28 protein-coding genes are annotated in these 23,705 nt (G+C 66.2%); 11 read left to right on the top strand and 17 right to left on the bottom strand.

The window, feature by feature from the left end; translation table 11 throughout:
* Positions 1 to 10: 10 nt before the first annotated feature.
* The 11 genes from AC07NV_RS06540 to AC07NV_RS06490 all read left to right on the top strand — a co-directional run bounded on the left by AC07NV_RS06540 (position 11) and on the right by AC07NV_RS06490 (position 9,805).
* The gene (locus tag AC07NV_RS06540; protein ID WP_495165534.1) at positions 11 to 838 is read left to right on the top strand and encodes a flagellar hook-basal body complex protein; all 828 of its coding nucleotides are present in this window, start codon (positions 11 to 13) and stop codon (positions 836 to 838) included.
* 35 nt (positions 839 to 873) lie between these two features.
* Positions 874 to 1,617 carry a flagellar basal body rod protein FlgF gene (locus AC07NV_RS06535; RefSeq protein WP_495165533.1) on the top strand — a complete coding sequence of 248 codons (744 nt, stop codon included), beginning with the start codon at positions 874 to 876 and terminating at the stop codon, positions 1,615 to 1,617.
* 12 nt (positions 1,618 to 1,629) lie between these two features.
* Complete coding sequence (gene flgG, locus AC07NV_RS06530; protein ID WP_495165532.1) at positions 1,630 to 2,415, top strand: flagellar basal-body rod protein FlgG; 786 nt, start codon at positions 1,630 to 1,632, stop codon at positions 2,413 to 2,415.
* Positions 2,396 to 3,055 (top strand): flagellar basal body L-ring protein FlgH, encoded by a 660-nt coding sequence (locus AC07NV_RS06525; protein ID WP_495165531.1) that lies wholly within the window; start codon positions 2,396 to 2,398, stop codon positions 3,053 to 3,055. Before flgG ends, AC07NV_RS06525 begins: the two co-directional genes overlap by 20 nt.
* 13 nt (positions 3,056 to 3,068) lie before the next feature.
* Entirely contained in the window at positions 3,069 to 4,178 is a 1,110-nt protein-coding gene (locus AC07NV_RS06520; RefSeq protein WP_495165530.1) for a flagellar basal body P-ring protein FlgI, read from the top strand.
* Positions 4,175 to 4,504 carry a rod-binding protein gene (locus AC07NV_RS06515; protein WP_495165529.1) on the top strand — a complete coding sequence of 110 codons (330 nt, stop codon included), beginning with the start codon at positions 4,175 to 4,177 and terminating at the stop codon, positions 4,502 to 4,504. The genes AC07NV_RS06520 and AC07NV_RS06515 overlap by 4 nt, the downstream gene beginning before the upstream one ends.
* Complete coding sequence (gene flgK / locus AC07NV_RS06510; RefSeq protein ID WP_495165528.1) at positions 4,501 to 5,826, top strand: flagellar hook-associated protein FlgK; 1,326 nt, start codon at positions 4,501 to 4,503, stop codon at positions 5,824 to 5,826. Before AC07NV_RS06515 ends, flgK begins: the two co-directional genes overlap by 4 nt.
* 75 nt (positions 5,827 to 5,901) lie before the next feature.
* Positions 5,902 to 6,732 (top strand): flagellin N-terminal helical domain-containing protein, encoded by an 831-nt coding sequence (locus tag AC07NV_RS06505; protein ID WP_495165527.1) that lies wholly within the window; start codon positions 5,902 to 5,904, stop codon positions 6,730 to 6,732.
* 100 nt (positions 6,733 to 6,832) lie between these two features.
* Positions 6,833 to 7,696, top strand: a complete 864-nt coding sequence (motA, locus tag AC07NV_RS06500) for a flagellar motor stator protein MotA (protein WP_495165526.1) — start codon at positions 6,833 to 6,835, stop codon at positions 7,694 to 7,696.
* Positions 7,696 to 8,559, top strand: coding sequence for a flagellar motor protein MotB (locus AC07NV_RS06495; RefSeq protein WP_495165525.1), 864 nt, complete (start codon positions 7,696 to 7,698; stop codon positions 8,557 to 8,559). The genes motA and AC07NV_RS06495 overlap by 1 nt, the downstream gene beginning before the upstream one ends.
* Positions 8,560 to 8,740: 181 nt before the next feature.
* Positions 8,741 to 9,805: a sigma-54 interaction domain-containing protein gene (locus AC07NV_RS06490; protein ID WP_495165524.1), complete on the top strand. Its 1,065-nt coding sequence runs from the start codon at positions 8,741 to 8,743 to the stop codon at positions 9,803 to 9,805.
* Positions 9,806 to 9,977: 172 nt separating this feature from the next.
* Here AC07NV_RS06490 and AC07NV_RS06485 read toward each other — a convergent pair whose 3' ends face one another.
* From AC07NV_RS06485 to fliE, 17 genes are read right to left on the bottom strand one after another with little or no spacing between them, the layout of a single operon-like run.
* Entirely contained in the window at positions 9,978 to 10,367 is a 390-nt protein-coding gene (locus AC07NV_RS06485) for a flagellar export chaperone FliS (protein WP_495165523.1), read from the bottom strand.
* Positions 10,368 to 10,378: 11 nt separating this feature from the next.
* Positions 10,379 to 11,755 (bottom strand): flagellar filament capping protein FliD, encoded by a 1,377-nt coding sequence (gene fliD, locus AC07NV_RS06480; RefSeq protein WP_495165522.1) that lies wholly within the window; start codon positions 11,753 to 11,755, stop codon positions 10,379 to 10,381.
* A gap of 45 nt (positions 11,756 to 11,800) precedes the next feature.
* The gene (gene flhB / locus AC07NV_RS06475; RefSeq protein ID WP_495165521.1) at positions 11,801 to 12,940 is read right to left on the bottom strand and encodes a flagellar type III secretion system protein FlhB; all 1,140 of its coding nucleotides are present in this window, start codon (positions 12,938 to 12,940) and stop codon (positions 11,801 to 11,803) included.
* A 3-nt stretch (positions 12,941 to 12,943) separates the two neighbouring features.
* Positions 12,944 to 13,723 (bottom strand): flagellar biosynthetic protein FliR, encoded by a 780-nt coding sequence (fliR, locus tag AC07NV_RS06470; RefSeq protein ID WP_495165520.1) that lies wholly within the window; start codon positions 13,721 to 13,723, stop codon positions 12,944 to 12,946.
* Between the two features lie 7 nt (positions 13,724 to 13,730).
* On the bottom strand, positions 13,731 to 14,000 hold the full coding sequence (locus tag AC07NV_RS06465) for a flagellar biosynthetic protein FliQ (protein WP_438322681.1): 270 nt from the start codon (positions 13,998 to 14,000) through the stop codon (positions 13,731 to 13,733).
* 4 nt (positions 14,001 to 14,004) lie between these two features.
* A complete protein-coding gene (fliP, locus tag AC07NV_RS06460) occupies positions 14,005 to 14,775 on the bottom strand; it encodes a flagellar type III secretion system pore protein FliP (protein ID WP_495165519.1) in 771 nt (256 codons plus the stop codon).
* Positions 14,765 to 15,043, bottom strand: a complete 279-nt coding sequence (locus tag AC07NV_RS06455) for a flagellar biosynthetic protein FliO (protein WP_495165518.1) — start codon at positions 15,041 to 15,043, stop codon at positions 14,765 to 14,767. The genes fliP and AC07NV_RS06455 overlap by 11 nt, the downstream gene beginning before the upstream one ends.
* Positions 15,043 to 15,378, bottom strand: a complete 336-nt coding sequence (gene fliN / locus AC07NV_RS06450; protein ID WP_495165517.1) for a flagellar motor switch protein FliN — start codon at positions 15,376 to 15,378, stop codon at positions 15,043 to 15,045. Before fliN ends, AC07NV_RS06455 begins: the two co-directional genes overlap by 1 nt.
* Positions 15,371 to 16,279 (bottom strand): FliM/FliN family flagellar motor switch protein, encoded by a 909-nt coding sequence (locus tag AC07NV_RS06445; protein WP_495165516.1) that lies wholly within the window; start codon positions 16,277 to 16,279, stop codon positions 15,371 to 15,373. The genes fliN and AC07NV_RS06445 overlap by 8 nt, the downstream gene beginning before the upstream one ends.
* Before the next feature lie 26 nt (positions 16,280 to 16,305).
* Entirely contained in the window at positions 16,306 to 16,911 is a 606-nt protein-coding gene (locus AC07NV_RS06440) for a flagellar basal body-associated FliL family protein (RefSeq protein ID WP_495165515.1), read from the bottom strand.
* 17 nt (positions 16,912 to 16,928) lie between these two features.
* Entirely contained in the window at positions 16,929 to 18,098 is a 1,170-nt protein-coding gene (locus AC07NV_RS06435; RefSeq protein WP_495165514.1) for a flagellar hook-length control protein FliK, read from the bottom strand.
* Positions 18,095 to 18,541 carry a hypothetical protein gene (locus AC07NV_RS06430; RefSeq protein ID WP_495165513.1) on the bottom strand — a complete coding sequence of 149 codons (447 nt, stop codon included), beginning with the start codon at positions 18,539 to 18,541 and terminating at the stop codon, positions 18,095 to 18,097. Before AC07NV_RS06430 ends, AC07NV_RS06435 begins: the two co-directional genes overlap by 4 nt.
* The gene (locus AC07NV_RS06425) at positions 18,538 to 19,869 is read right to left on the bottom strand and encodes a FliI/YscN family ATPase (protein WP_495165512.1); all 1,332 of its coding nucleotides are present in this window, start codon (positions 19,867 to 19,869) and stop codon (positions 18,538 to 18,540) included. Before AC07NV_RS06425 ends, AC07NV_RS06430 begins: the two co-directional genes overlap by 4 nt.
* Complete coding sequence (locus AC07NV_RS06420; protein ID WP_495165511.1) at positions 19,866 to 20,465, bottom strand: FliH/SctL family protein; 600 nt, start codon at positions 20,463 to 20,465, stop codon at positions 19,866 to 19,868. The genes AC07NV_RS06425 and AC07NV_RS06420 overlap by 4 nt, the downstream gene beginning before the upstream one ends.
* Complete coding sequence (gene fliG / locus AC07NV_RS06415) at positions 20,458 to 21,489, bottom strand: flagellar motor switch protein FliG (RefSeq protein ID WP_495165510.1); 1,032 nt, start codon at positions 21,487 to 21,489, stop codon at positions 20,458 to 20,460. The genes AC07NV_RS06420 and fliG overlap by 8 nt, the downstream gene beginning before the upstream one ends.
* On the bottom strand, positions 21,482 to 23,140 hold the full coding sequence (gene fliF / locus AC07NV_RS06410) for a flagellar basal-body MS-ring/collar protein FliF (RefSeq protein ID WP_495165509.1): 1,659 nt from the start codon (positions 23,138 to 23,140) through the stop codon (positions 21,482 to 21,484). The genes fliG and fliF overlap by 8 nt, the downstream gene beginning before the upstream one ends.
* A 4-nt stretch (positions 23,141 to 23,144) precedes the next feature.
* Entirely contained in the window at positions 23,145 to 23,498 is a 354-nt protein-coding gene (fliE, locus tag AC07NV_RS06405) for a flagellar hook-basal body complex protein FliE (protein WP_495165508.1), read from the bottom strand.
* Positions 23,499 to 23,705: the final 207 nt, after the last annotated feature.

Raw genomic sequence — 23,705 nt, 5'->3', positions numbered from 1 at the left:
GGATCGTTCCATGTCATTCTATACTTCGCTTTCGGGCCTCAAGGGCGCCCAGACCGATATGTCGGTCATCTCGAACAACATCGCGAACGCCGGTGCGATCGGCTTCAAACGCAGCAAGGCGCAGTTCGGCGATATCTTCGCCTCGTCACCGACGCAGTCGACCAAGATGATCGCGGGGCAGGGCACGCGCCTCAACGGCATCACCCAGCAGTTCACGCAAGGGTCGTACGAAGCGAGCGAAAAGACGCTCGACCTCGCGATCGTTGGCGAAGGCATGTTCATCGTGAAGGGCGAGCCGCCGCGCGAAGCCATCTCCTATACGCGCAACGGCGCGTTCGAACCGACCCCCGACCGTTATGTCATCGATTCGACGGGCGCGAAGCTGCAGCTGCTGCCGATCGATGCGAACGGCAATGTCACCAATAACACGCTCGCCGGCGCCTTCGACCTCCGCCTGCCCACGGGTGCGCCAAGCGATCCGGCTTCGGGTCTCGTCAACGTCACGATCGGCCTCGACGGCCTCGTCACCGCGACCTTTGCGAACGGTGAAGACCAGAAGCTCGGTAAAGTCGCGATGGCGACCTTCCCGACGATGTCGGGCCTGCGTCCGACGGGTGATGCGCACTGGCAGTCGACGGGCGAAAGCGGTCCGCCGACGATCGACGCCGCGACCAACGGCCCGATGGGCGCAGTCCGCTCGGGCGCGCTCGAACGCTCGAACGTCGATATCACCGAGGAACTGGTGATGCTGATGGCCGCGCAGCGCAATTTTCAGGCGAATGCCAAAGCGATCGAGGGGGCTTCGCAGCTCACCCAGACGATCATCGGCATGCGCTGACGTAACGCTGACCGTCGTTTGCCGGGAGAAACCAGATGGACCGCCTCATCTATACCAGCCTCACCGCGATGCGGGGCAGCATGGCCCGGCAGACGGCGATCGCCAACAATCTGGCCAATGCGCAGACGCCGGGCTTTCGCGCCGACATGGCCGAAGCGCAGTCGCTGTGGCTCAATGGCAGCGGCGCAGGCGCGCGCGCCATGTCGTCGGAAGAAGTGCTCGGCGCCGACATGCGTGCCGGCACCATCACCGCGACTGGCCGCGACCTCGACATTGCGATGCAGGGCGATGCGCTGCTCGTGGTGCAGGCGAAGGACGGCGAAGAAGCCTATACGCGGCGCGGCGATTTGCAGATCTCGCCGAGCGGGCTTTTGACCACCGGCGACGGCAGCCCCGTTCAGGGGGGGCAGGGGCCGGTAACGATCCCGCCCGCGGATTCGATCAGCATCGATATCGAAGGCCGTGTGTGGATCGTGCCGCAGGGCGGCGATCCCGAAAACCCGCAGGAGGTCGACCGGCTCCGGCTTGCGACCCCGACGGGTTCGGACATCGCCAAGGGTCTCGACGGCCTGTTCCGCGTCAAGGGCGGCGGCATCTTGCCCGACGATCCCGAAGCCCGGCTTCTCACCCGTTCGATCGAAGGATCGAACGTCGCAGCGACCACCGCACTCGTCGACATGATCGAGGCGAGCCGGAGCTGGGACACGCAACTCAAGCTCGTCAACGACGCGCGCGACATGGACAGCGCGACCGCCAACCTGATGCAGCTCCCCCGTTAAGGAGACTAAGACATGACTTTCGGTGCCTTGCACGTCGCGCGAACCGGTCTGGATGCCCAGGGCTTCCGGATGCAGGTCATCGCCAACAACCTCGCCAATGTGAACACCACGGGCTTCAAGCGCGACCGCGCGAGCTTTGAAACATTGAGCTATCAGATGATGACCGCGCCGGGTGCGCCGTCGTCGGCTGAAAATCGCTATGCGACCGGGCTCAACCTCGGCACCGGGGTGTCGCTCGGCGGCACCGCGCGTATCGACACGCAGGGCACCTTCGCGACCACCGGGAACGGGCTCGACGTCGCGATCGACGGCGCCGGATATTTTCAGGTCGAAATGCCCGACGGGCGGACTGGCTATACCCGTGCGGGCAATTTCGGCCGCGCTCCCGACGGCACGATCGTGACCTCGGACGGCAAGCCGATCACCCCGGCGATCCAGATTCCCGAAGATGCGACGAATGTGTCGATCGGCGCCGATGGCACCGTATCGGCGACCACCGCCGATGGCACACAGACCGAACTCGGCCGGATCGAGCTCGCACGTTTTTCCAACCCGGCCGGGTTGCAGGCGATCGGCGGCAACATGCTCGTCGAAACGCAGGCCTCGGGCGCACCGCAGGTCGGCGCCGCCGGCCTGGAAGGCCGCGGTACGCTGCGCGGCGGGATGCTCGAAGGATCGAACGTCAATGTTGTCGAAGAGCTTGTCGACATGATCGAGACGCAGCGGGCTTATGAGGTGAATTCGAAGATGATCTCCGCCACCGACGAGATGATGAAAAATGCTGCGCAGACGCTCTAGGCTGATTTTGCTGGCTTTTGCGCTCGCGCCGGCACCGGCGTTCGCGAAGGACAGGCTGCCCCCCGAGGCCTTCGCCGCCACGGTTCCGGTCGCTCCGGCGCCGTTGCCGGGCAATGGCTCGATCTTTCAGGGCAGCTATGTGCCGCTGACCTCGGGCGGCCGCGCGGGACAGGTCGGCGACATCGTCACGATCCAGCTCGTCGAGCGCACCGCCGCGACCAAAAGCAATGCCGCGGGCACGCAGCGCGACGGCAGTATCGGCCTGACGCCGCCGGCGACCGGTCCGCTGTCGCTGTTCAACCCCAGCGACATCGCGATGGGTGGCGGCCAGCAGTTCAAGGGCAAGGGCGACGCCTCGCAGTCGAACGCGCTGTCGGGCGAAGTCAGCGTGACGATCGCCGCCGTCTATCCCAACGGGACGATGCTGGTGCGCGGCGAAAAGCTGCTCACCCTCAATCGCGGCGACGAACGCGTCCAGATTTCGGGCATCATCCGTGCCATCGACATCAGCCCCGACAACCGCGTCCTGTCGACCCGCGTCGCCGACGCGAACATCCGTTACGTCGGCAAGGGCGAGATCGCCCGCGCCAGCAAGCAAGGCTGGCTGCAACGTTTCTTCTCGATCATCAGCCCGTTCTGAAGAGGAATATAAAGTGACCCAGCGTCCGACCCTGTTCACCCTTGTCGCGCTCCTGCTCGCCAGCTTTGCCTTTGCGGCGCCGGCGCAGGCCGAGCGCATCAAGGACATGGGCCAGTTCCAGGGCCTGCGCGCCAACCAGCTCACCGGTTACGGCATCGTCGTCGGGCTTGCGGGCACCGGCGACGACAGCCTCGACTATTCGACGCTGGGCATGAAGGGCGCGGTCTCGCGCTTCGGCCTGACGCTGCCGCCGGGGGTGAACCCGGCGCTGAAGAACGCCGCGGCGGTGATGATCACCGCCGAACTGCCGCCTTTCGCCAAGCCCGGTCAACGCCTTGACGTCACCGTTTCGGCGATCGGAAAGTCGAAAAGCCTGCGCGGCGGCACGCTCGTGCTCGCGCCGCTCTATGGCGCCGACGGCCAGATCTATGCGATGGTGCAGGGCAATCTGGTCATTGGCGGCCTCGGGGTCGACGCCGCCGACGGATCGAAGCTGACGGTCAATGTGCCGTCGAGCGGACGCATCGCGGGCGGCGCAACGGTCGAGCGCGCGGTCGATACCGGCTTCGCCACGACCAGCCAGCTGACCTTTAACCTGCATCAGTTCGATGCCACGAACGCAAAGCGCGTCACCGACGCGATCAATGCGGCGCTTCCCGGCAGCGCGTCGATGATCGACGGCGCCAGCATCGCCATCCGCACCGGCGGCAACGGCGACGAACGGATGCGGTTGATGTCACAGATCGAGAATCTGGGTGTCCAGCGCGCCGAGCCACCGGCGAAGGTGATCGTCAATGCGCGCACCGGTACGGTCGTGATCAACGGCGCGGTCCGCGTCGGCACCGCCGCGGTCAGCCACGGCAAGCTCTCGGTATCGATCAAGGAATCGCCGACCGTCGTTCAGCCGGCACCCTTCAGCCGCGGCCAGACCGCGATCGAACCGTCGAGCGAGATCGAGGTCACCGAAGATTATCGCCCGGCCTTTCTGATGAAACCCAATGCCTCGCTCTCCGCGCTGGTCGATTCGATCAACCGGCTGGGCGTTCCCCCCGGCGACCTTGTCGCCATCCTCGAGGCGCTGAGCCAGGCCGGCGCGCTCACTGCGGAACTGGTGATCATATGACGACGCCCATCTCTTCTGTCGGCGCGACGCCGATATCGACGCCGACGCCGAGCACGGCCGGCGGCGGCGACGGCGGCCTGCGCAAGGCGGCCGAAGCCTTCGAAGCCGTGATCCTGCGCCAGCTGATGTCGTCGATGCGGCAGGCCAAGCTTGGCGACGATATTTTCGGATCGAGCGCGACCGACAATTTCCGCGAAATGGCCGACGCGCGCACCGCCGATTCGATCGCCGCGATGCGCCAGTTCGGCATCGCCGACATGGTCGAACGGCAGTTCCGCAGCCAGCTCGGCGGGCACGCCGGTCGCCCTGCGGGAGGCGTGCAATGAGCGACCTGCTCGGCATCGGCTATAGCGGCCTCAAAGCCTATTCGCGCGCGCTGTCGACGATCGGCGACAATATCGCCAACGCGCAGACCCCCGGCTATGCCCGCCGCCGTCTCGAAATGATGGAAGCGGTGGGGGGCGGCAATTCGATCTTCTATCGCGGCAATACGAACCCCGGCGGCGTCGACATTCGCGGGCTGAACCGCTCGGTCGACGGGTGGCTGATCGAGGATTCGCGCCTCACCTCCGGCGACGCCGAACGCTCGGCGACGAAACTGGGCTGGCTCGGCAAGACCGAAGACGCGCTCAGCAACGAGACGAACGGCATCAAGACCGGCCTTACCAAGCTCTACACCACCGCCGACCAGCTCACCTCGGACCCGGCGAACCGGACGTTGCGCAGCCAGTTTCTGCAATCGGTCGACGATATCGCGTCAGGCTTTCGCACCGCGGCCGGTCAGCTCGACAAGATGGGCGAGGGGATCGAGGGCGCCGCGGCGAGCGGGGTCGACCAGTTCAACGCCGATCTGAAGGCGCTCGAACAGATCAACGTCGGTCTGCGCAAGGCGCGCCCGGGGTCGACCAACGAAGCCAGCCTGCTCGACGAGCGCGACCGGCTGCTCGACAAATTATCCTCGCAAGCCGGCGTCAGCCCGACATTCGACAACAATGGCGCGGTGACGCTGCGCGCGGCCGGATCGGGCGACCTGCTCGTCGGCGGCGGCGTGGTGAATCCGATCTCGGTCACCGCAGCCGCCGATGGCCGGCTGTCGTACAGCGTCGGCGGTTCGCCGCTTGCGATCTCGACCGGCTCGCTCGCCGGGCTTGCCGAAGGCGCGAACCATGTCGCCGACCAGCGCGCCGCGCTCGACACGATGGCGACCCAGTTCGCCAGCCAGCTCAACGCCGCGCATCAGGCGGGCACCGATGCCAATGGCAATCCGGGCCAGCCGCTGTTCACCGGCACCAGCGCCGCCACGCTGACTGCGGCCCCGCTGACCCCCGATCAGGTGGCGGCGGCGAATGCATCGGGCAGCAACGGCAATATGCTGGCGCTCGGTGCGATGCGCGGGGCGAACGATCCCGAATCGCGCTGGTCGGGACATCTGGCTTCGCAGGCGCAGACGGTGGCGTCGGCGCGCGCGCAGGACGCCGCCGCTGCAACGCGCGCCGATGCCTCCGCCGCGGCGCGCGATTCGGTCAGCGAAGTCGACCTCGACAAGGAAGCGGCCGAATTGCTGCGTTTCCAGCAGGCCTATGGCGCTGCGGCACGCACCATCCAGGTCGCGCGCGAAACCATGCAAACGCTGCTCAGTTCACTTTAGACCATTGTTTTACTGCGCTTTCTTAGTCGCCGGATGTCCCATCCGCCTTGAAAACGCTCTGGAAAGGCCGGAACCATGATCAACGCCGTGGGCAATCGCATGACGCGCGAAATCGCGCGCCAACAGAAGCTCGCCGACCAGCTCGAGCGGACGCAGATCCAGATTTCGGGCGGCAAAAAACTGCTGCGCATGTCCGACGATCCCGTCGCGGCGCGGCGGATCGCGACGATCGGCACGAGCCAGGCGAGCATGATCGCCTGGTCGGCCAATATCAATGCGGCGGAAGCGCTTGTTTCGCAGGCCGACGGCGTGATGAAATCGGTGAGCAATCTGATGACGCGCGCGCGCGAACTGACGCTGTCCGCTGCGAGCGATACCGTGAACCCCGCCGACCGCGCGACGATCGCCGCCGAACTCGGCACGATCGCCGACGAACTCGACGCGCTGGCCGCGACGCGCGATTCGAATGGCGAGCCGGTTTTTGCGTCCGGCCCCGCCCGCGTCATGCGCTTCGATTCCGACATCAGCTTCTCACCCGTGCCGTCGGCTAGCGACGTCTTTGTCTTTGACGGAAACAGCCTGTCGACGGGCATTCGCGATGCGGCGACGGCGGTGGCTGCGGGGGACAAGGCTGGGATGCGTGCGTCGGTCGACGCGCTGGCCACCGTTGTTGGCCATGTCGCCGACAAGCATGCCGAGCTGGGCCTGTCGGGCGGGCGGCTCGAACGCATCGGCGACGGACTCGCGCTGCGCGGCATCACGTTGAAGGATGAACGGTCGACGGTCGAAGATACCGACCTCGACATCGCAATCGCCGAACTCAAGGCGCAGGATCTGACGCTGCAGGCCGCGCAGGCCGCCTTTGCCAAGATCAACCGGCAGACCTTGTTCGATATTTTGAACTGACGGCGCTCAATTTTCCGGCGCCGCTGCCGTTAATCATAGAGACGCCCCCGAATTTGCGGGTTTCCGGTTTTGAACCCGGTCCCGAATGGAGTTGCCCTGCATGTTTCCCGTTGTCGGCATCGTCGTACTGATCGTGTTGGTCTTCGGTGGCTTTGCGCTGACCGGGGGCAATCTGGGCCCCGTCATGCACGCGCTGCCCCACGAAATGCTGATCATCGGCGGCGCCGCGCTCGGCTCGCTGATCATCGGCAATTCGGGCGCCGACCTGAAAGCGCTCGGCGGCGGCCTCGCCAAGGTGTTCAAGGGCCCCAAGTACAAGAAGCAGGACTATCTCGATTGCATCCTGCTCGTCTCGACGCTGATGAAGATGATGCGCACCGAAGGCCCGGTTGCGGTCGAGCCGCATATCGAGGATCCGAACAATTCGACGATCTTCCAGCAATATCCCAAGCTTTTGAAGGACGACACGCTTGTCCACCTGATCTGCGACACGTTGCGCCTTGTCGTCGTGTCGTCGGGCACGCTCGATCCGCACGCGGTCGAAGAGGTGATGGACAATGCGCTGAAGAGCCACAATCACCATGCGCTGAAGCCCGCCGAAGGCTTGCAGGGCCTCGCCGATGCGCTTCCTGCGCTCGGCATCGTCGCCGCGGTGCTCGGCGTCGTGAAGACGATGGGGTCGATCGACAAGCCGCCGGCGATCCTTGGCGGCATGATCGGTTCGGCGCTTGTCGGGACCTTCCTCGGCGTGTTGCTCGCTTATGGCCTCGTCGGTCCGTTCGCGGCGCGCGCCAAGAGCGTGATCGAAAGCGACGGCGCGATTTATCACACGGTGAAGCAGCTGATCATTGCGTCGCTCCACGGCCATCCGCAGCCGCTGGTGATCGAGGCGGCGCGGTCGGGTGTCGACCACGCCAACCAGCCAAGTTTCGCCGAAGTCTTTGACGGGATGCGGGGTCGCTGATGGCCGCGCGTCCCAACATGCCCCGGCCGATCATCGTCAAGAAGATCATCCAGCAGGCGCACGGCGGCCATCACGGCGGCGCGTGGAAGGTGGCTTATGCCGACTTCGTCACCGCGATGATGGCCTTCTTTCTGTTGATGTGGCTGCTCGGCGCGACGGACGAGAAGCAGCGCAAGGCGCTTGCCGACTATTTTGCGCCGACGATCGTCCAGACCAAGACCGACAGCGCCGGATCGACGGGCCTGTTCGGTGGCGACTCGCTCGTCTCGGTCGACAAATATCCGCATGGTCCGGGGCAGACGGGCACGCGCGCGATGACCATTCCGCGTGACGCGGTTGGCGGGCCGCGGGAGGCGTCGGGGCGTGAGCGCGAAGCCGAGTCGAAAAAATTCAACCTGATCGCCCAGTCGGTGCAGGACCGGATCCAGAGCAAGGGCGAGCTCAAGCGGCTCGCGCGCAACCTGCGTTTCACCGAAACGATCGACGGCATGCGCATCGACGTCGTCGACGACGCCGATTTCTCGATGTTCGTGACCGGCACGAGCCAGCTCACGCCCGCGGGTGCCAGGCTGTTCGCCGAAATCGCGGTGCCGATCGCCGAGGCCACGAACCAGGTGATGGTGCGCGGTCATACCGATGCGGCGCCCTGGTCGGCGAAGTCGGGCACCAACAACTGGCGCCTGTCGGTCGACCGCGCGGAGGTCGCACGCCACTATCTGGAGTTTCGCGGTGTCGCTTCGGACCGCTTTTCGCGCATCGAAGGCGTGGCCGATCGCGAGCCCTATGTCCCTTCCGACCGATTCGATCCGCGCAACCGCCGCATCTCGATCACCCTCGGCTGGCGAACCGCGTCTGGCAATTAGTGCCAATCTGGCAGCATTTCGAAGCCGGTTGACGCAATTGCGTTTCCAATACTTCCACTTTGGCAATAACTCTTTGTTTTGAATGGGTTATGCCCGGTTGGGTAATCTTTCGTTTACCATTTTCGTCAATCTCTGGGTCCATCGAAAAGGCGCCGATTTGGGGGGCGCGGTGGAGACGACAATGACCGTGGGGCAGAACAACAACTCAGCGCTCGAAGCGCTGATCATCGGAACGAGCGAGGCGACCTGCCGTCTGCGCGAGATGATCCGCCGCGTGGCACGTTCGAACGCTTCGGTGATGCTCTGCGGCCCGTCGGGCTCGGGCAAGGAGCTCGTCGCCCGCGCAATCCACGACGAAGGCGCCCGCGCCGGCAAGGCTTTCTCCGCGATCAACTGCGGCGCGATCCCCGGCGAACTGATCGAATCCGAACTTTTCGGGCATGAAAAGGGCAGCTTCACCGGCGCCCATGCCCGCCGCATCGGCCATTTCGAAGCGACCGAGGGCGGCACGCTCTTCCTCGACGAAATCGGCGACATGCGTTTCGACATGCAGGTCAAACTGCTCCGCGTGCTCGAAGACCGGACGATCGTCCGCGTCGGCAGCAGCGACGTGCGTGGGGTTGACGTCCGCGTCATCTCCGCGACGCACCAGGATCTCGGCGCTGCGATCGCCGATGGCAAATTCCGCGAAGATTTGTTCTTCCGGCTCGGCGTGGTTGTTTTACAGGTCCCCAGCCTTCACAACCGCGTCGAGGATATTCCGGCGCTGATCCGTCATTTTCAGCGCAAGATGCCCGCCGACGTGAAGTGCCGCTATGACGATGCGGCGCTGGCGCTGCTGATGCAGCACGACTGGCCGGGCAACGTCCGCGAACTGCGCAACTTTGTGGAACGCGCCAGCGTTCTCCACAGCGGCGAGACGCTCGGCATCGACGATGTCGCCATGCTTTTGAACCCCACCGCAGCGCTTGCGCCGCGACGGACTGCCCCCACCGGCAGCCCCGTCGCGGTGCCAGCCAGCGCGGAAGAGCTGATCGCCGCCGCGGCGCCGCATGCCAAGACGCTGGCACCGGGCCGCCCGATCGACCTCAAGCGCGAGATCGAAACGATCGAGCTCGAACAGATTTACGTCGCCCTCGACCTTGCCGACGGCATCATTTCCGAGGCGGCGCGCCTGCTGACGCTCAAGCGCACCACGCTCATCGAAAAGATGCGCAAATACGGGGTTCATCAGCAGGCCGCATGACCGGCTGCGATACAGGTTTCAGCATGTGCTGAAAAAAGGGGGCTCTGGTCCGCCCCCGCTCGACCCGGCCGTCCGTCCCCACCATGGGCGGCCGGGTTCCCAGCTTACCCTGCATAGACGGCACCGGCCCGCTCTCCGTTCAGGAAAGCGGGCCCGTGCCCGTTTTACGGTGTCAGCGCAGTTGCCGCCAGGCGCCGCTGATCGTCAAAATTCCTTCGAGAAGTGCGGTCAGCCCCTCGGCGTCGTTCTGCAGGACCGCTTCGTCGAGCTTGCGGCGCATGCTGCGATAGACGCGCGACAGCGCCGTCGCGACATCGCCGCCGGCATCGCGGTCGAGCCCGACGTCGAGGCCGATCAGGATCGCGCGCGCGCGGTGGGCGGGTTCGGTGGCCGAGATACGCTGCCCCTGCCGCACCATCGCCGCAAGGACGCCGACCGCGGTTTCGAGTTCGTCATAGAGCATCGTCACCAGCTCGACCGGATCGGCGGCGGCGGCGCGGCTTTCATTCTGCAATCGGCGGTAATGCCCGGTCGCCCGGACGGTGGAAGCTGTAGCGGTCACGGCGGAAGTCCCTAGTCGTTACCCTGGTTCGACCAGAGCTTGATCTGTTGTTCGAGGTAGGTCTGCGTCGCCTTGAAGGCGGCGAGCTTGGCTTCGAGCGAGCCATATTGCTTCTCGAGCCGCGCCTTGTAAGCGCTCTCACGCTCCTCGATCTTTTCGAGCTGGTCGGTGAGATTTTCCTTTTTCGCGTCGAGCGATTTCGACGCGCGGTCGATCGCGCCATTGGCGCCAACCGCTTTGTCGCGGATCGAATCGAGCACGAAGGCGATTCCGGGATCGGTCGCCTCGGTGTGGGTCGCGTCGCGTCGCGGGTTGAACAGCGCCTCGACCGCACCGGCGTCGGAGGCGAGGACCTTGTCGAGCTTGGCGTTGTCGACCGCGAGCAGGCCTTCCTTTGTCGTCGAAATTCCGATGTCGGACAGCTTGTTGATGCTGCCGTGGCTCGACAGCACCTTGTTGACGAGGTTGGACAGTTCGCGTTCGATTTCGCGCAGGGATATTGTCGCGCCCGGCAGGCTGGAGGCCGAAACAAGGCTTTTCTTGAGCTGGTTATACACCGAGACGAAATCGCCGACGGTTTGTTTGATCATGCCGAGCGGGCGGCTGGCGCCGATGTCCACGGCCTGTCCGGGTGCGGCCTTTTTCAGTGTGAGCGACATGCCCGGAATGACATCGTCGACGATGTTGTTCGCACGGCTGAACGCCACGCCGTCGATCGTGAATTCGGCGTTGGCGGCGCTCTGGCCGAGCGTCATGCCGCCCCCGGCGCCGTTGGCGAAGGCATTCAGTGCCGGGTCGGCGCCGGCGTTGGCGGCGAGGGTGAAGGCATTCGTCTCGCCCGACGGGCCTTTGAGGATCAGGCGGTGGCCGCCTTCGTCGGCGATGATCGAGGCGGTCACGCCGGCGCCGCTCGCATTGATCGCGCTGGCAAGGCCGTCGAGGCTGTTGTTCGTGGCATCGATGGTGATCGTCTTGGCGACGCCGCCGATGGTGAGAGTCATCGCGCCCGTGCCGATTGCGGCAGTGCGGTCGGCAACGACGCCCGAATAGCTCGTCTGCGCGCGCGCGAGCTGGTTCACGACGACGGTTGCGGCGAAACTGTCGGCGGACAGGCCGGCGCGGCTGGTGGCGCTGAGCACGCTTTCGTCGGAAACGGTCGGGGTGCTGCGCAAGGTGCCGTCGGTGACCATCTGACCCAGCGAATCGGCAAAGCCGTCGAGATTCGATCGCGCCTGCGCGAGGGCGCTGATTCGCGTCTGGTTGGCCTGGGTCAGCGTTGCCATGCGCTTGATCTTGGGATCGCGCGACGCGTTCGACAGGTCGGTGACGAGCTGCTTGACGTCGAGACCGGACCCGAAGCCCAAGCTGTTGGCGATTGAACTGACCATGGCAAAATATCCTTCGAACCCCTTAACGGCTGCTCGCAGACAAGTTTAAGCCTGACGGCGGCCTTCGGGATCGAAACGGTGCGTGACCGGTACATCGACCGGCGGCGGTGCCGTGCCTTCGGCGGCGGCGCGCTCGAGCTGGAAGACGAAGGCGAGCACGGTGGCGACCGCGACGAACAGCTCTTCGGGGATGACGCGGCCGGCGCGCGCGGTGAAATAGATGGCGCGGGTGAGCTGCGGATATTCGAGCAACGGGACATTGGCGCCGCGCGCCAGTTCGCGGATCGACAGCGCGACATCGCCGCGGCCGCGCGCGACGACAACGGGCGCGGCATCGACGCCGGGACGATAGCGCAGCGCGACCGAGAAATGGGTCGGGTTGGTGAGGACGACGGTCGCGTCGGACACCGCCTTGCGCGCCGATCCGCTCAAAATTTCGTGCGCGCGCTGGCGCTGCGCCTGCTTGAGCTCGGGCGCGCCGTCGGACTGCCGCACCTCCTCCTTCACCTCCTGCTTGCTCATCATCAGGCGTTGGTTGCGCTGGAACCATTGCACCGGCACGTCGATCAGCGCGATGACGACGAGGCCGCCGGCGAGCGTCAGCATCGCATGGCCGATGGATTTTCCGGCGAGGCCGACGGCGGCGATCAGGTCGGTCGATGCCATCGTCATGATCGCTGGCAGGCTGTTCTTGACCAGAAAATAGCCGATGGTGCCGAGCAAAAGCACTTTGGCCAGCGCCTTGCCGAGCTCGGTCAGGCCCTGCATCCCGAACATGCGCTTGAGGCCGCTCATCGGGTTCATCCGATTGCCCTTGAAGTGGAGCGCCTTGCCGCGCCAGCCGGCCGAGCCGAGCATCGCGGGGCCCGCGACCGCGGCGCCCAGCGCGAGCGCGAACAGGCTGGCGAGCGGCAGCAGGATTTCGACCCCGTTGCGCATCAGCGCCTCGGCGGGCGCAAAGTCGGTGACGTCGGCGGCGGTCAGCGTCAGCCCGCGACGGACCAGCTCGCCCGCCGACTGGACGAACCAGCCGCCCGCGGCGATGATCCACCCCGCAGCGGCGAGCATCATCAGCGCCGTCGCGAGTTCGCGCGACATCAGAACATCGCCTTCGCCCTTCGAATCCGACAGCTTCTTCGCCGTCGGCTGTTCGGTTTTCTGGTCCTTCTCGGTCGTGCCCGACATCGGTCAGATTCCGGCGACCATGCGCGCGGCGTCGAGCGCGTCGGACAGGATGCGCGCGATCGCTTCGGCCATGGCCGGGGTCGCGACGCCGAGCAGGACAATCCCCGCGAGCAATGTCGCGGGAATGCCGACCGCGAACAGATTGAGCGCGGGCGCCGAGCGCCCGATCACGCCCATGATCATCTGGACAAGGATCAGCACGAAGCCGACGGGCATCGCGATCGTCAGCCCGGCCGCGAACATCAGGCTGCCGAAACGGATCAGCCCGCCGATCGCCTCGAACGACGGAAAGGCGTTGCCCGGGGGCAAGGCGGTATAGCTGTCGACGATGATGCTGATCAGCACGAGATGGCCGTCGGCCGCCAGAAACAGTGCAGTCGCGAGCATCGAGAGGAACTGGCCGATCGCCGAGCTCGATGCCCCGCTCAGCGGATCGACCATCGACGCGAAGCCGAGGCCCATCGCGTTGCTGATCGCCTCGCCCGCGAGCAGCGCGGCGGCGAGGCCCATCTGGAGGACGAAGCCCATCGCAAGCCCGATGACGACTTCGCCGATGACGAGCAGGAAGCCGGGGACCGAGACAATGCCTTCGGGCGGCAAGGTCATCCCCGATGCCGCCACCGCGGGCACCCCGACCGCGAGCGCGATCACCAGCCGCAACTGCACCGGAACGCTCGACGCGCCGAACACCGGCGCGGCGACGAACGCGGCGCCCGGGCGGATCATCCCCAGCATCCACAGCTGGAGCATCGCCTCGATATTCGGGATGTCGGCGGGATTCATCCCCGCTTTACTTCACCAGAGCGGGGATTTGGGCGAAGATTTCGCGGGTGAAATCGGTGAGCAGCACAAGGATGCTGCCGCCGAAGATCGCGAGGCAGATCGCGGCGACGATCAGCTTGGGCACAAAGGTCAGCGTCTGTTCGTTGATCGAGGTCGCGGCCTGGACCATGCCGAGCAGCACCCCGATGACGAGCACCGGCAACAGCAAGGGCGCCGAGGCGAGCGCGAGGATCCACAGCGACTGCTGCGCCACGCCGATGAAATAGTCGGCTTCCACCGCGCTAACTCACAAACGAAGAGGCGAGCGAGCCCATCGTCAGCGCCCAGCCGTCGACGAGGACGAAGAGCAGCAGCTTGAAGGGCATCGATATGATCGTCGGCGACAGCATCATCATGCCGAGCGACATCAGGGCCGAAGCGACGATCAGGTCGATGACGAGGAAGGGCAGGAAGATCAGGAAGCCGATCTGGAATGCGGTCTTGAGTTCGCTGGTGACGAAGGCGGGGAGCAGGATCGAGAAGGGGACATCCTTCGGGCTTGCATAGGTCGGCGCCTTGGCGATCTTGGCGAACATCATCAGGTCGGTCTTGCGCGTCTGCTTCATCATGAAGCCGTGGAGCGCGACCCCCGAGCGCGACACCGCTTCGCCGACATCGATCTGTTCCTGACCATAGGGGGTGATCGCGACGCGGTTCACTTCGCTGATCACCGGCTGCATCACGAACAGCGACAGGAACAGGCTGAGGCCGACGAGCACCTGGTTCGGCGGCGTCTGCTGCAGGCCCAGCGCGTGGCGCAGGATCGACAGGACGATGATGATGCGGGTGAAGCTGGTCATCATCAGGAGCAGCGACGGCAGGACCGTCAGCAGGCTCATCAGGACGAGGATCTGCAGCGACAGGCTCAGCGGGCGGCCATCGCCGCCGATCTCCGCGACCGCGCGGTTCAGCCCGTCGGTCGCCTGTGCAAAGGCGGCGGGCGCCGCGCAGAGCAGCGCGGCGCCCCCGGCGAGCGCCGCGGCGCGCAGCCAGAAACGGCGATCAGTCCGCATGGAAGTCGCCCTGGCTGTCGTCGGCGATGCGGGTGATGCCGTTGCGCGAGACCGCAACAAGGATTCGCTGTCCGGCAAATTCGACGACCGCGAGCTTCGACCCGGGGCCGAGCGGCAGCACGTCGATCATTTCGATCGCGCGCGCGCGGGGCGTTCCGCCGACCAGCGGAACGCCCATCTGGACGCGCTTCCACAGCCAGAGGCTGCCCCACGCCATCCCGCCGACGAGCGGCAGCAGGATGAGCAGACGGAGGATATATTCGAACATCAGCCTCTCCGCTCGAAGCCTTCGAGCCCGCGCGCGGGGGCAACGACGTCGGCGACCTGGATGCCGTAACGGCCGTCGATGCTGACGATCTCGCCCTTCGCGATCAATGTGCCATTGGCATAGATATCGAGCAGGTCGGTGGCGGCGCGGTCGAGTTCGATCACGCTGCCTTCATCGATCGCGAGCAGTTCGGCGAGGGTCATCGAGGTCGACCCGACCTCGACCGAGACGCGCAGCGAGACGCCGGCGAGCAGGTCGAAATTGGGTGCCGCAGCGATGCTCTTGTCGCGCCGGTCGGCCCGGGCGGGCTTGGGGGCGTCGCTGATGTCAGTCATGGTCAGGTCCTTTTTCGATATGTTCGATCATGATGGCGGCATTGCCGTTGGCTTCGCCGATGCTGCCGACCGCGAAGCTGCGGCCCGCGACGGTCACCGGTACATGGCGCGGCATCGTCAGCGGGATGATGTCGCCGACTTCGAGCGAGAGAAGTTTGACGAGGCTGATTTCGGGACGCGCGAGCACCGAACGGACAGGCAGGCGCACGTCGCGCAGCGCCTTGTTCAGCGCGCCGGTCCACGCCGGGTTGGCGTCGACGGCACCCTGTGTTTCGAGAACTACCTCGGCCCCCGCGACACCGCGCAGCGCCGCAACCGGATAGGCGCAGACGATCGTCCGGCCCTCGAACGGCGCGCCGCGCAGCGTGAAGCGCTGCACGAACAGCTCGTCTTCGGCACGCACCGCCGCGAGCTTGGCCGGATCGCAGGTGACGCAATCGAGTTCGGGGTCGATCGCCAGCTTGTCGCCCCACGCAGCGGCGAGCTGCCGCCCGATGTCGCGGCCAAGGCGCGCGGCGAAACGATCTTCGGCGTCGGTCAGCTCTTCGCGTTCGGCCGCGAGCTGGCCCTTTCCGCCATAAAATATGTCGACGAGCTGAAGGATCAGCGGCCGTGCCGCGGCGAGCAGCACCGGCCCCTTCAGCGGCGGCGCATGGTAACGCCAGAAGACCGCCGGGGCAGCCGCGGCGCTCCAGTCGGCAAAGCTCATCTGTTCGGCGGCGGCGCGTTCGACCTGGATCGCGGGCGCGCCGAGCGCACGGATCAGGTCGCGCAGCGATCGCGCGAACTGGTTCGCCACACTGTCGAGCGCGGGGAAAGCGTAGCTGTCCGCAGCCTTGCGCAGCAGCAACGACGCCTTGGCGTCGGCTGGCTCGGCCGCCGCGACGGCCGGCGCCTTCACGGCTTTGACGGATTTGGTACTGGTGGTCACTGAATCACCAGGCTCGTGAAATAAACATTGTCGACACCCCCGAAACCTTCCTTGTCGCGCAGCACATCGTTGATGGCACCGGTCAGCTGACGCTGAAGCCGCTGTTTGCCTTGGGATGTGGAGAGCAACGCCGGATCCTGTTCGGCGAGCACCATAAGCACGACCGAGCGAATAGGCACAGCCTGCCGTTTGATATTATTGATAACCTTGCCATCATAAAAGGTCGAAAGGCTGATGCCGACCTGCAGAAAGCCCGATCCGTCGGCGAGGTTCGTCGTGAAGCTGTCGGTGATCGGATAATAGGTGATCTCATATTTGCGCGGGTCGACCTTGAACTTGTCGTTCGGGACCGACACCGTGCCGACCTTCGGCGCGGCCTCCTTGTCCTCGCCTTCGGCGGCCGGAGCGACCTCCTCGTTGCTGCGCACGACGAGCTTGGGGTAATGATCCTCGGGCTTCGCCTCATGCGCCGACAGCGCACCGAAATAGATGCCCGCGCCCGCGCCCGCGCCGATCAGCGCGATGGCGGCAACGCCGATCAGCAGCAGCTTCTTGAGCTTGCCCTTCTTCTTGGGGGCGGCTTCCTCTTTGTCCTTGGTCATGGTGGGACCTTTCCTGATCAGGCGAAGCGGCCGCGGCGGTCGGCGGCGCGGTCTTCGTCGCGCGGTTCGGCGCGTTCGGTGGCGGTTTCGATAAGATGGGCGGGGTCGGGTGCCGCGGCGCGGCCCTGACCTTGATAATTCTGACCCTGCGACTGGCGGCCCGCTTCGCCCGGCGTGCATGTCACTTCGGCGCCGGCAACGCGGACGCCCTGCTGGCGCAGGTCTTCGACGAGGCGGCCCTGCGCGGCGGTGACGATGACTGCGGTCGCTTCATGATGCGTATCCATCTTCAGCGACATGCCTTCGTCGCCCATCTGCATCGCGACGTCGAGGCGGCCGAGGTGGCGCGGCATCAGGCGAAAGCTGATGTCGCCGCTGTCCGATTTGGTCGCGGCAATGTCGCGGGCAAGTTGATCGATCCACGCGCCGTCGCTGTCCATGTCGAGCACGCGTTCGGCGACCAGCGCGGGCGCTGCGGCATGAGCGAGCGTCGCTGTGCCCGGCATCGCCGGCTGGGCGAATTGGATCGTCATCGACGGGGCGGTTTCGGCGGGTTTGGTGGTCTGCGGTTCGGTGCCGACGAGGACCGCGATGGCGGCGTCGCGCGGACGCGCAGCGACGGGTGCCGCCGCGGCGCTGGTGTCGGCGGCGACCGGCGCGTTTGCGATCGGCTTCGCAGGTTTGGCGGCGACCGGAGCGGCGGCAGGAACGGCGGCCGCCACGATGGCGGCCCAATTCGTTGTCGGGGCGGCCGCTACAGCTTCGCCGGGTTCCGGAATATCGGTTGCGGTTTCCGCTTCGGGCTCGGCGGGCACCGGCTTGCCCGGTGCGGTGGGTGCACCGGGGACGGCGCCGTTGAGCGCGATCAGCAGATTCGCGGCCAGCGTCGCGGCGTCGGGTTGGCCGGGCTCAGCCTTGGCGACCGGGGCTTCGATGGTGACGCCGGTTTCGGTCGGGGTTTCGATTTGCGGGAGGGCCGCGTCGACCGGCAGCGCGGTCTCGATCCTGATCGCCGCCGCGGCGCCCGCGATCGGGGCGGCAGCCGTCGGCGCCGCGGCGAGCAACTGGTCGAAACCGCCGCTCTCGCTGCCGCCGTCGGGCGAAACCTGGCCGATGTTCGCGAGGAACGCAGCGAAGCCGGCGGGCATCGCCGGCTGTGCTGCGGGAAGCGAGGTGGCGCCCATCATGCTGCGCCGCCTTCGATCAGGCGCAGGCGCATTCCGGTGCGCGGGCGATGCGGGCGGTTGGCGTCGGTGCGGCGTTCCTGTTCGGCTTCGGCCGACTTGCGGCTGCGTTCGTACAGGCGGACCGCCGATTCTTCCTTGACCATCGCGCTCTGCGCCAGCGCGCCCATCTGGTCGCGGCGCTGGCTGGCGTTGCTGAGCGGCGCGGTCAGGCTTTCCTGCGCGATGTCGAGCCGCATCGCGAGTTCGCCGATCGTGTTAAGCGCACGGCCGGCGACGGCGCCCTTGGCCATCGCCAGATCGACGCGCAGCGTTTCGAGCCGTTTCGCCAATTCGACGAGGTTCGCGAGTTCGCCGTTGGCGCGCGCCAGATTGGCCTCCGCCATCTGATGTTCTACGGAACGCACGCGGATGATACGTTTGCGGCGTGCGGTACGGGCGTTCATGCGGAATATCCTTCAATCAGGGCTTGGCGGGAAATATCGAAATCGACCTGCGCCTTGGCAGGCTGGCAGACATAGGCGAGCTGGTCGGCGTGGCGGGCGATGGCGGTGTCGAGCACGGGATCGGCGCCGGCGACATAGGCGCCCATCAGCATCAGATCGCGATTCTCTTCATAGACCGACCACAGCTGGCGGAAGCGCGCGGCGGCGGCGGCATGCTCGGGATCGACCGAATCGACCATCGTGCGCGACAGTGAACGCGCGACGTCGATCGCCGGATAGACCCCCTGTTCGGCGAGCTGGCGCGACAGGATGATATGGCCGTCGACGATCGCGCGCGCGCTGTCGACGACGGGGTCGTCGATGTCGCCGCCATCGGCGAGGACGGTGTAGAGCGCGGTGACCGATCCGCCCGTTTCGCGGTCGATGCCGGCGCGCTCGCAGAGCGAGGGGATCAGCGCGAAGACCGAGGGCGGATAGCCCTTCATCGTCGGGGGTTCGCCGAGCGTCAGCCCGATCTCGCGCTGCGCATGCGCGACGCGGGTCAGGCTGTCGATCAGCAGCAGCACCTTCTTGCCCTCGGCGCGAAAGGCTTCGGCGATCGCGGTCGCGCGCATCGCGGCGCGGAGGCGGAGAAGGGGCGGATGATCGGCGGGAACCGCGACGACGACCGATTTCTTGCGGACTTCGGGGGGCAGCTTGGTTTCGACGAAGTCGCTGACCTCGCGGCTGCGCTCGCCGATCAGCCCGACGACGATGACGTCGCATTCGGTGCCCGCGATCATCTGGCCCATTAGGACAGACTTGCCGACGCCCGAGCCCGCGATGATCGCGACGCGCTGGCCTTCGCCGACGGTGAGCAGCCCGTTGATCGCGCGAACGCCCATGTTGAGCGGCCTGGTAACGCGGCCGCGGCGCAGCGGATTGACCTTGCGGCCGGCGAGCGGCCACTGGAATTGCGACTTGATCGGCGGCCGGCCGTCGAGCGGATTGCCCTGCGCATCCATGATACGGCCGAGCAACGTCTTGCCGACCGCGACCATCGAACTGGCGCCGTGCGGCTCGACCGGCGCGCCGGTGACGAGCGGCATATTGGTGTCGAACGGCAGGACGAGGCTGCGGTGGCCGCGAAAGCCGACGACTTCGCCATAAACATAGTCGTTGTTCGCCGACCGGATGCGGACATTGCTGCCGAGCGGCTGCGGGAAACCCGACACTTCGAGCATGATGCCCTCGTGCGAGACCAGGGTGCCGATGCGGCGTGGGCTGGCGTTCGTCAGATCGACGGGATCGAGCAGTTGCTGCGCCGAGAGGGTGAGGCGACGCGTCATGCCGCGTCTCCGGTGCCCAGCGCGGTGCGCAGTTCGTCGAGATAGACCGCGCGGCCATGTTCGATCCAGCCGGTCGAGGTTTCGAGGCGGATGGTGCCGCGCATCATCGCCGGATCGCTTTCGAGCGCCAGCGTCAGCGGGCAGTCGGCGAGCAGCGCGGCGTCGTCGGGGTGGACCCACAGGGTGCGCGCCTTGTCGGCATCGGCTACCATATCGGCAGCGGTCTGGGCCTGCGCCTGCAGCCATTCCGCGTCGATCGGCGCGGTGGCGACGATCTGGCGCACGAGCCGTTCGACGGTCTCGGCGATCAGCTGCGCGAGTTCTTCGCTCGGTTCGTCCTGCAGCGCTTCGGCGCCGGCGAGGAGAGCGAGCAGCTGGTGCCGTTCGGCAATGAAGGCGGCTTCGGCGAGGCGCTGGCCTTCGGCCAAGCCGCGCGCAAAGGGATCGTCGAGATCGAGTTCGTCCGGAACGTCCTGCTCCGCCGGGACGGCATAGGCCGAGGGCGCGAAGGACATCGGGCGAAAGCCGCTGCTGCGCGCCATGGCGTCGGCCAGCGCGACGGGGGTGAATTCCGGTTCGGCGGCGCGATCAGACATAATCGTCGCCTCCGCCCGCAATCATGATTTCACCCGACGCCGCCATCTGGCGAACGACCTGCATCACGCTCTTTTGCGCATCGTCGACATCGGCACGTTTGACCATCGTCATTTCGGCCATCTCGTCGCGGATCGTTTCGGCCGCACGCTGCGACATCGTGGCAAGGCACATGTCGACCATCTCTTCGTCGGCGCCCTTGAGCGCGATGGCGAGCTGGGCGGCATCGACCGAGCGCAGCACGCTGCTGAGGCTCTTCTTGTCGAGGTCGCGCAGATTTTCGAAGATGAACATCTCTTCCTCGATCGCCTGGGCGAGAACGCGGTCGTGTTTCTTGAGCGAGCGGAGCGTCCGTTCGGAGAGCAGCTTCGGCATCTTCTTCATGATCTTGGCGACGTCGCTCGGGCCGCCGATCGCCTGCTTGGCGACGCGCTGGCCGTCGACATTGGCGCTGGCGAGGACCGATTCGAGATCCTCGATCGCCGCGGCGGGAACCGAGGTCAGCATCGCGGCGCGCAGCACCAGATCGGCCTGCAGCACTTCGTCGAGCGTCTCGATGGCGCGCGCGGCGACGTCGGGGACGAGCACCGAGAGGATCAGGGCGCCGACCTGCGGATGCTCGCTGGCGAGCAGCCCGCTGATCGCGTCGACGTCCATCCAGCGCAGGATCTCGAGCGACGCGGCGCTCCGCTGCGGCGCGACGGCGGCCAGGATATTGTCGGCGCGGACGTTGCCGACCGCTTCATGGATCACGGTGCGAATGCGGGTGTCGGCGCCGATCGCGAGCGCGCTGACATCGCGGCTGCGCGTCACGAACCGGTCGAGCGCCTGACCGATCTGATGTTCGCTGGCATTGGCGGTGTCGAACATCGCTTTTGCCAGCTGGCGCACTTCATCGGGACCCAGTTGCTTGAGGATTGTCGCGGCTTCGCTTTCGTCGAGCAGCATCAGCAGGATCGCGGCGGCGGCCGATCCTTCGATCGCCGGCATCACGGGGGAGGCATTCATTTCGGCGGCATCAGGCACGGGCGCCCTCCTGCATCAGGTGGCGGACGACCAGCGCGGCGCGCGCCGAATCCTGGCGGACAAAGGCGCGGACGAGGTTGGCGCGGGCTTCATAGCTCGGCGCCTGTTCGATCATTTCGAGGGTGATTTCGCGGCCGCCCTGGCCGCCGGGGAGCGCGGGACGCCCCTCGGTTGCGGCAATCAGCGATTGTTCGAGCGCCTGATTCTGTTCGGCGCGTTTGGCGGCGCGTTCGCGCGCAGCGCGGATCATCGGACGGCCGATGAACAGAAAGGCGAGCAGCGCGGCGAGGATCGCCCCGACCTGCTGGACCAAAGGCATGAACCAGCCCTGGTCGTAAAAGGCGGGCGACGTGTCTTCTACAGCCACGAACGGACGCTGGTTGATCGCGATCAGATCGCCGCGCGTCGCGTCATAGCCGATCGCGCCCTTCACCAGATTGTCGATCTTCGTCAGGTCGGCCTGCGTCAGTGCCTTCTTGCCCTGATTGAGCGCGACGGCGACCGAGACGCGGCGCAGCTTGCCTTGCGGCGAATGCGTCACCGAAATCTCGCGCCCGACTTCATAGGCGCGCGCGGCGTTTTCGTTGCTTTCGGTTCCGGGTGCCGCAGCGGGCGCCGCGGTGGGCTGCGGTCCGTTTGCGGTGACCGTGGTTGCCTGCGGCGGCTGGTTCGACAGCGCGCCGGGGATGCCGACCGCGGGGGCCGGGGCCGAGCCGCTGGTCGAGCGGGTGATCTGTTCGCTGGTGAGCGCGCGGTCGTTCTCGGGGAAGCTTTCGCGCGTCGCCTGGCTTTCCGACATGTCGACGTCGGCGTGGACCTCGACGGTATAATTGCCGGTACCCAGCATCGGGCCGAGCAGCGTGTCGAGCGCGCGGCGGAAGCGATCCTCGACCTGCAGCTGGAGCTGGAAGGCTTTCATGTCGCTGCCGCTGGCGGTGTCCGACAGCAGCGCGCCGCGCTGGTCGATCACCGACACCTGATCGGCGTTCATGCCGGGGATCGACGACGCGACGAGGAAACGGATCGCCTGCACCTGACCATCGGAAAGCGAGCGGCCATTTTGCAGCGTCAACATCACCGATGCGGTGGCGGGTTTGTCTTCGCGAACGAACAGGCTGGGTTCGGCGGCGGCAACATGGACACGCGCGCTCTTGACTGCGTCGATCGTTTCGATCGTGCGCGACAGATCGGCTTCGCGTGCCGAGCGCAGCGCCTCGCCCTCGATCGCGCGGCTCGAACCCATGGGCAGCGCGGCGATCAGGCTGTCGCCGCTGGGCGCCGCCTTGGGCAGGCCTTGCCCTGCGAGCGCGATGCGCGCCTGATGAAGCTTGTCGGCATCGACGGTCAGCGCGCCGGTGGTGGGGTCGATGCTGTGGGCGATGCCCTGTGTCTGCAGCGCGTCGGCGACCGCCGATTTGTCGGTGTCGTCGAGCCCGGCGAACAGCTGCGCCTGCGGCGCCGACTGCATGGTGAAATAAGCGAGCGCCGCGATGCCGATCGCCGAGGTCATGGCAATCGCGGGCAGCGCGCGCTGCACCGCGGGCTGGCGGATGAAGCCGGTGAGCGGCGCGAGCCGGCCGCCGAGGACGGGGGCGGGGAGGCGGTTCGCGGAACCGTCGTCGACTGGGGTGAGGATCTGAGTCTCGGCCATGGGGTCAGACCGGCATGTTCATGATGTCGCGATAGGCGGACAGCAGCTTGTTGCGCACCTGCAACGTGGTTTCGAAACCGAGCGACGCTTTCTGGCGTTCGATCATCACGCTGACGATGTCGTGCGTGTCGCCGCGTTCATAGGCTTCGCTGATATTGCTCGCCTTGGTCTGCTGGGCGTTGACCTGCTGCAGGGCGTTGTTGATCGCGGCGCCGAAATCGGGGGCGCCTCCTGCACCTTCGGTGCCGCCTTCGAGGCCGCCGACGCCGCCGCGGCCCGCGGCGCGCTGCAGCGCCTGGTTCTGATTGAGAATCGAACTGCGCATCTGCAGCAGCCGGCTCGGGTCAATCGTGCTCATTGCTTTCCATCCGTCCTGTTGCGCGGCGGTGCGCCACACGCAAAGAACAATGCAAAGCCCGTGCCAAAAATATTAATGGCGCGTTTTCAGGTGATTGAGTGGATTCTCCTGAGTTCATTCAAGCCTTTCGGCGTTTTTTTGACGCGGCGCGCTTAATCGCCGTCGCCGCCCGCCGTTACTGCTCTCGTGACCGCTCCTCGAGCCCTC

This window comes from Sphingopyxis sp. GW821-FHT10B01 (genome assembly GCF_059415685.1).
Note: the sequence above shows the minus strand (reverse complement) of the source record. Positions and strands in the feature narration are given on the sequence as shown.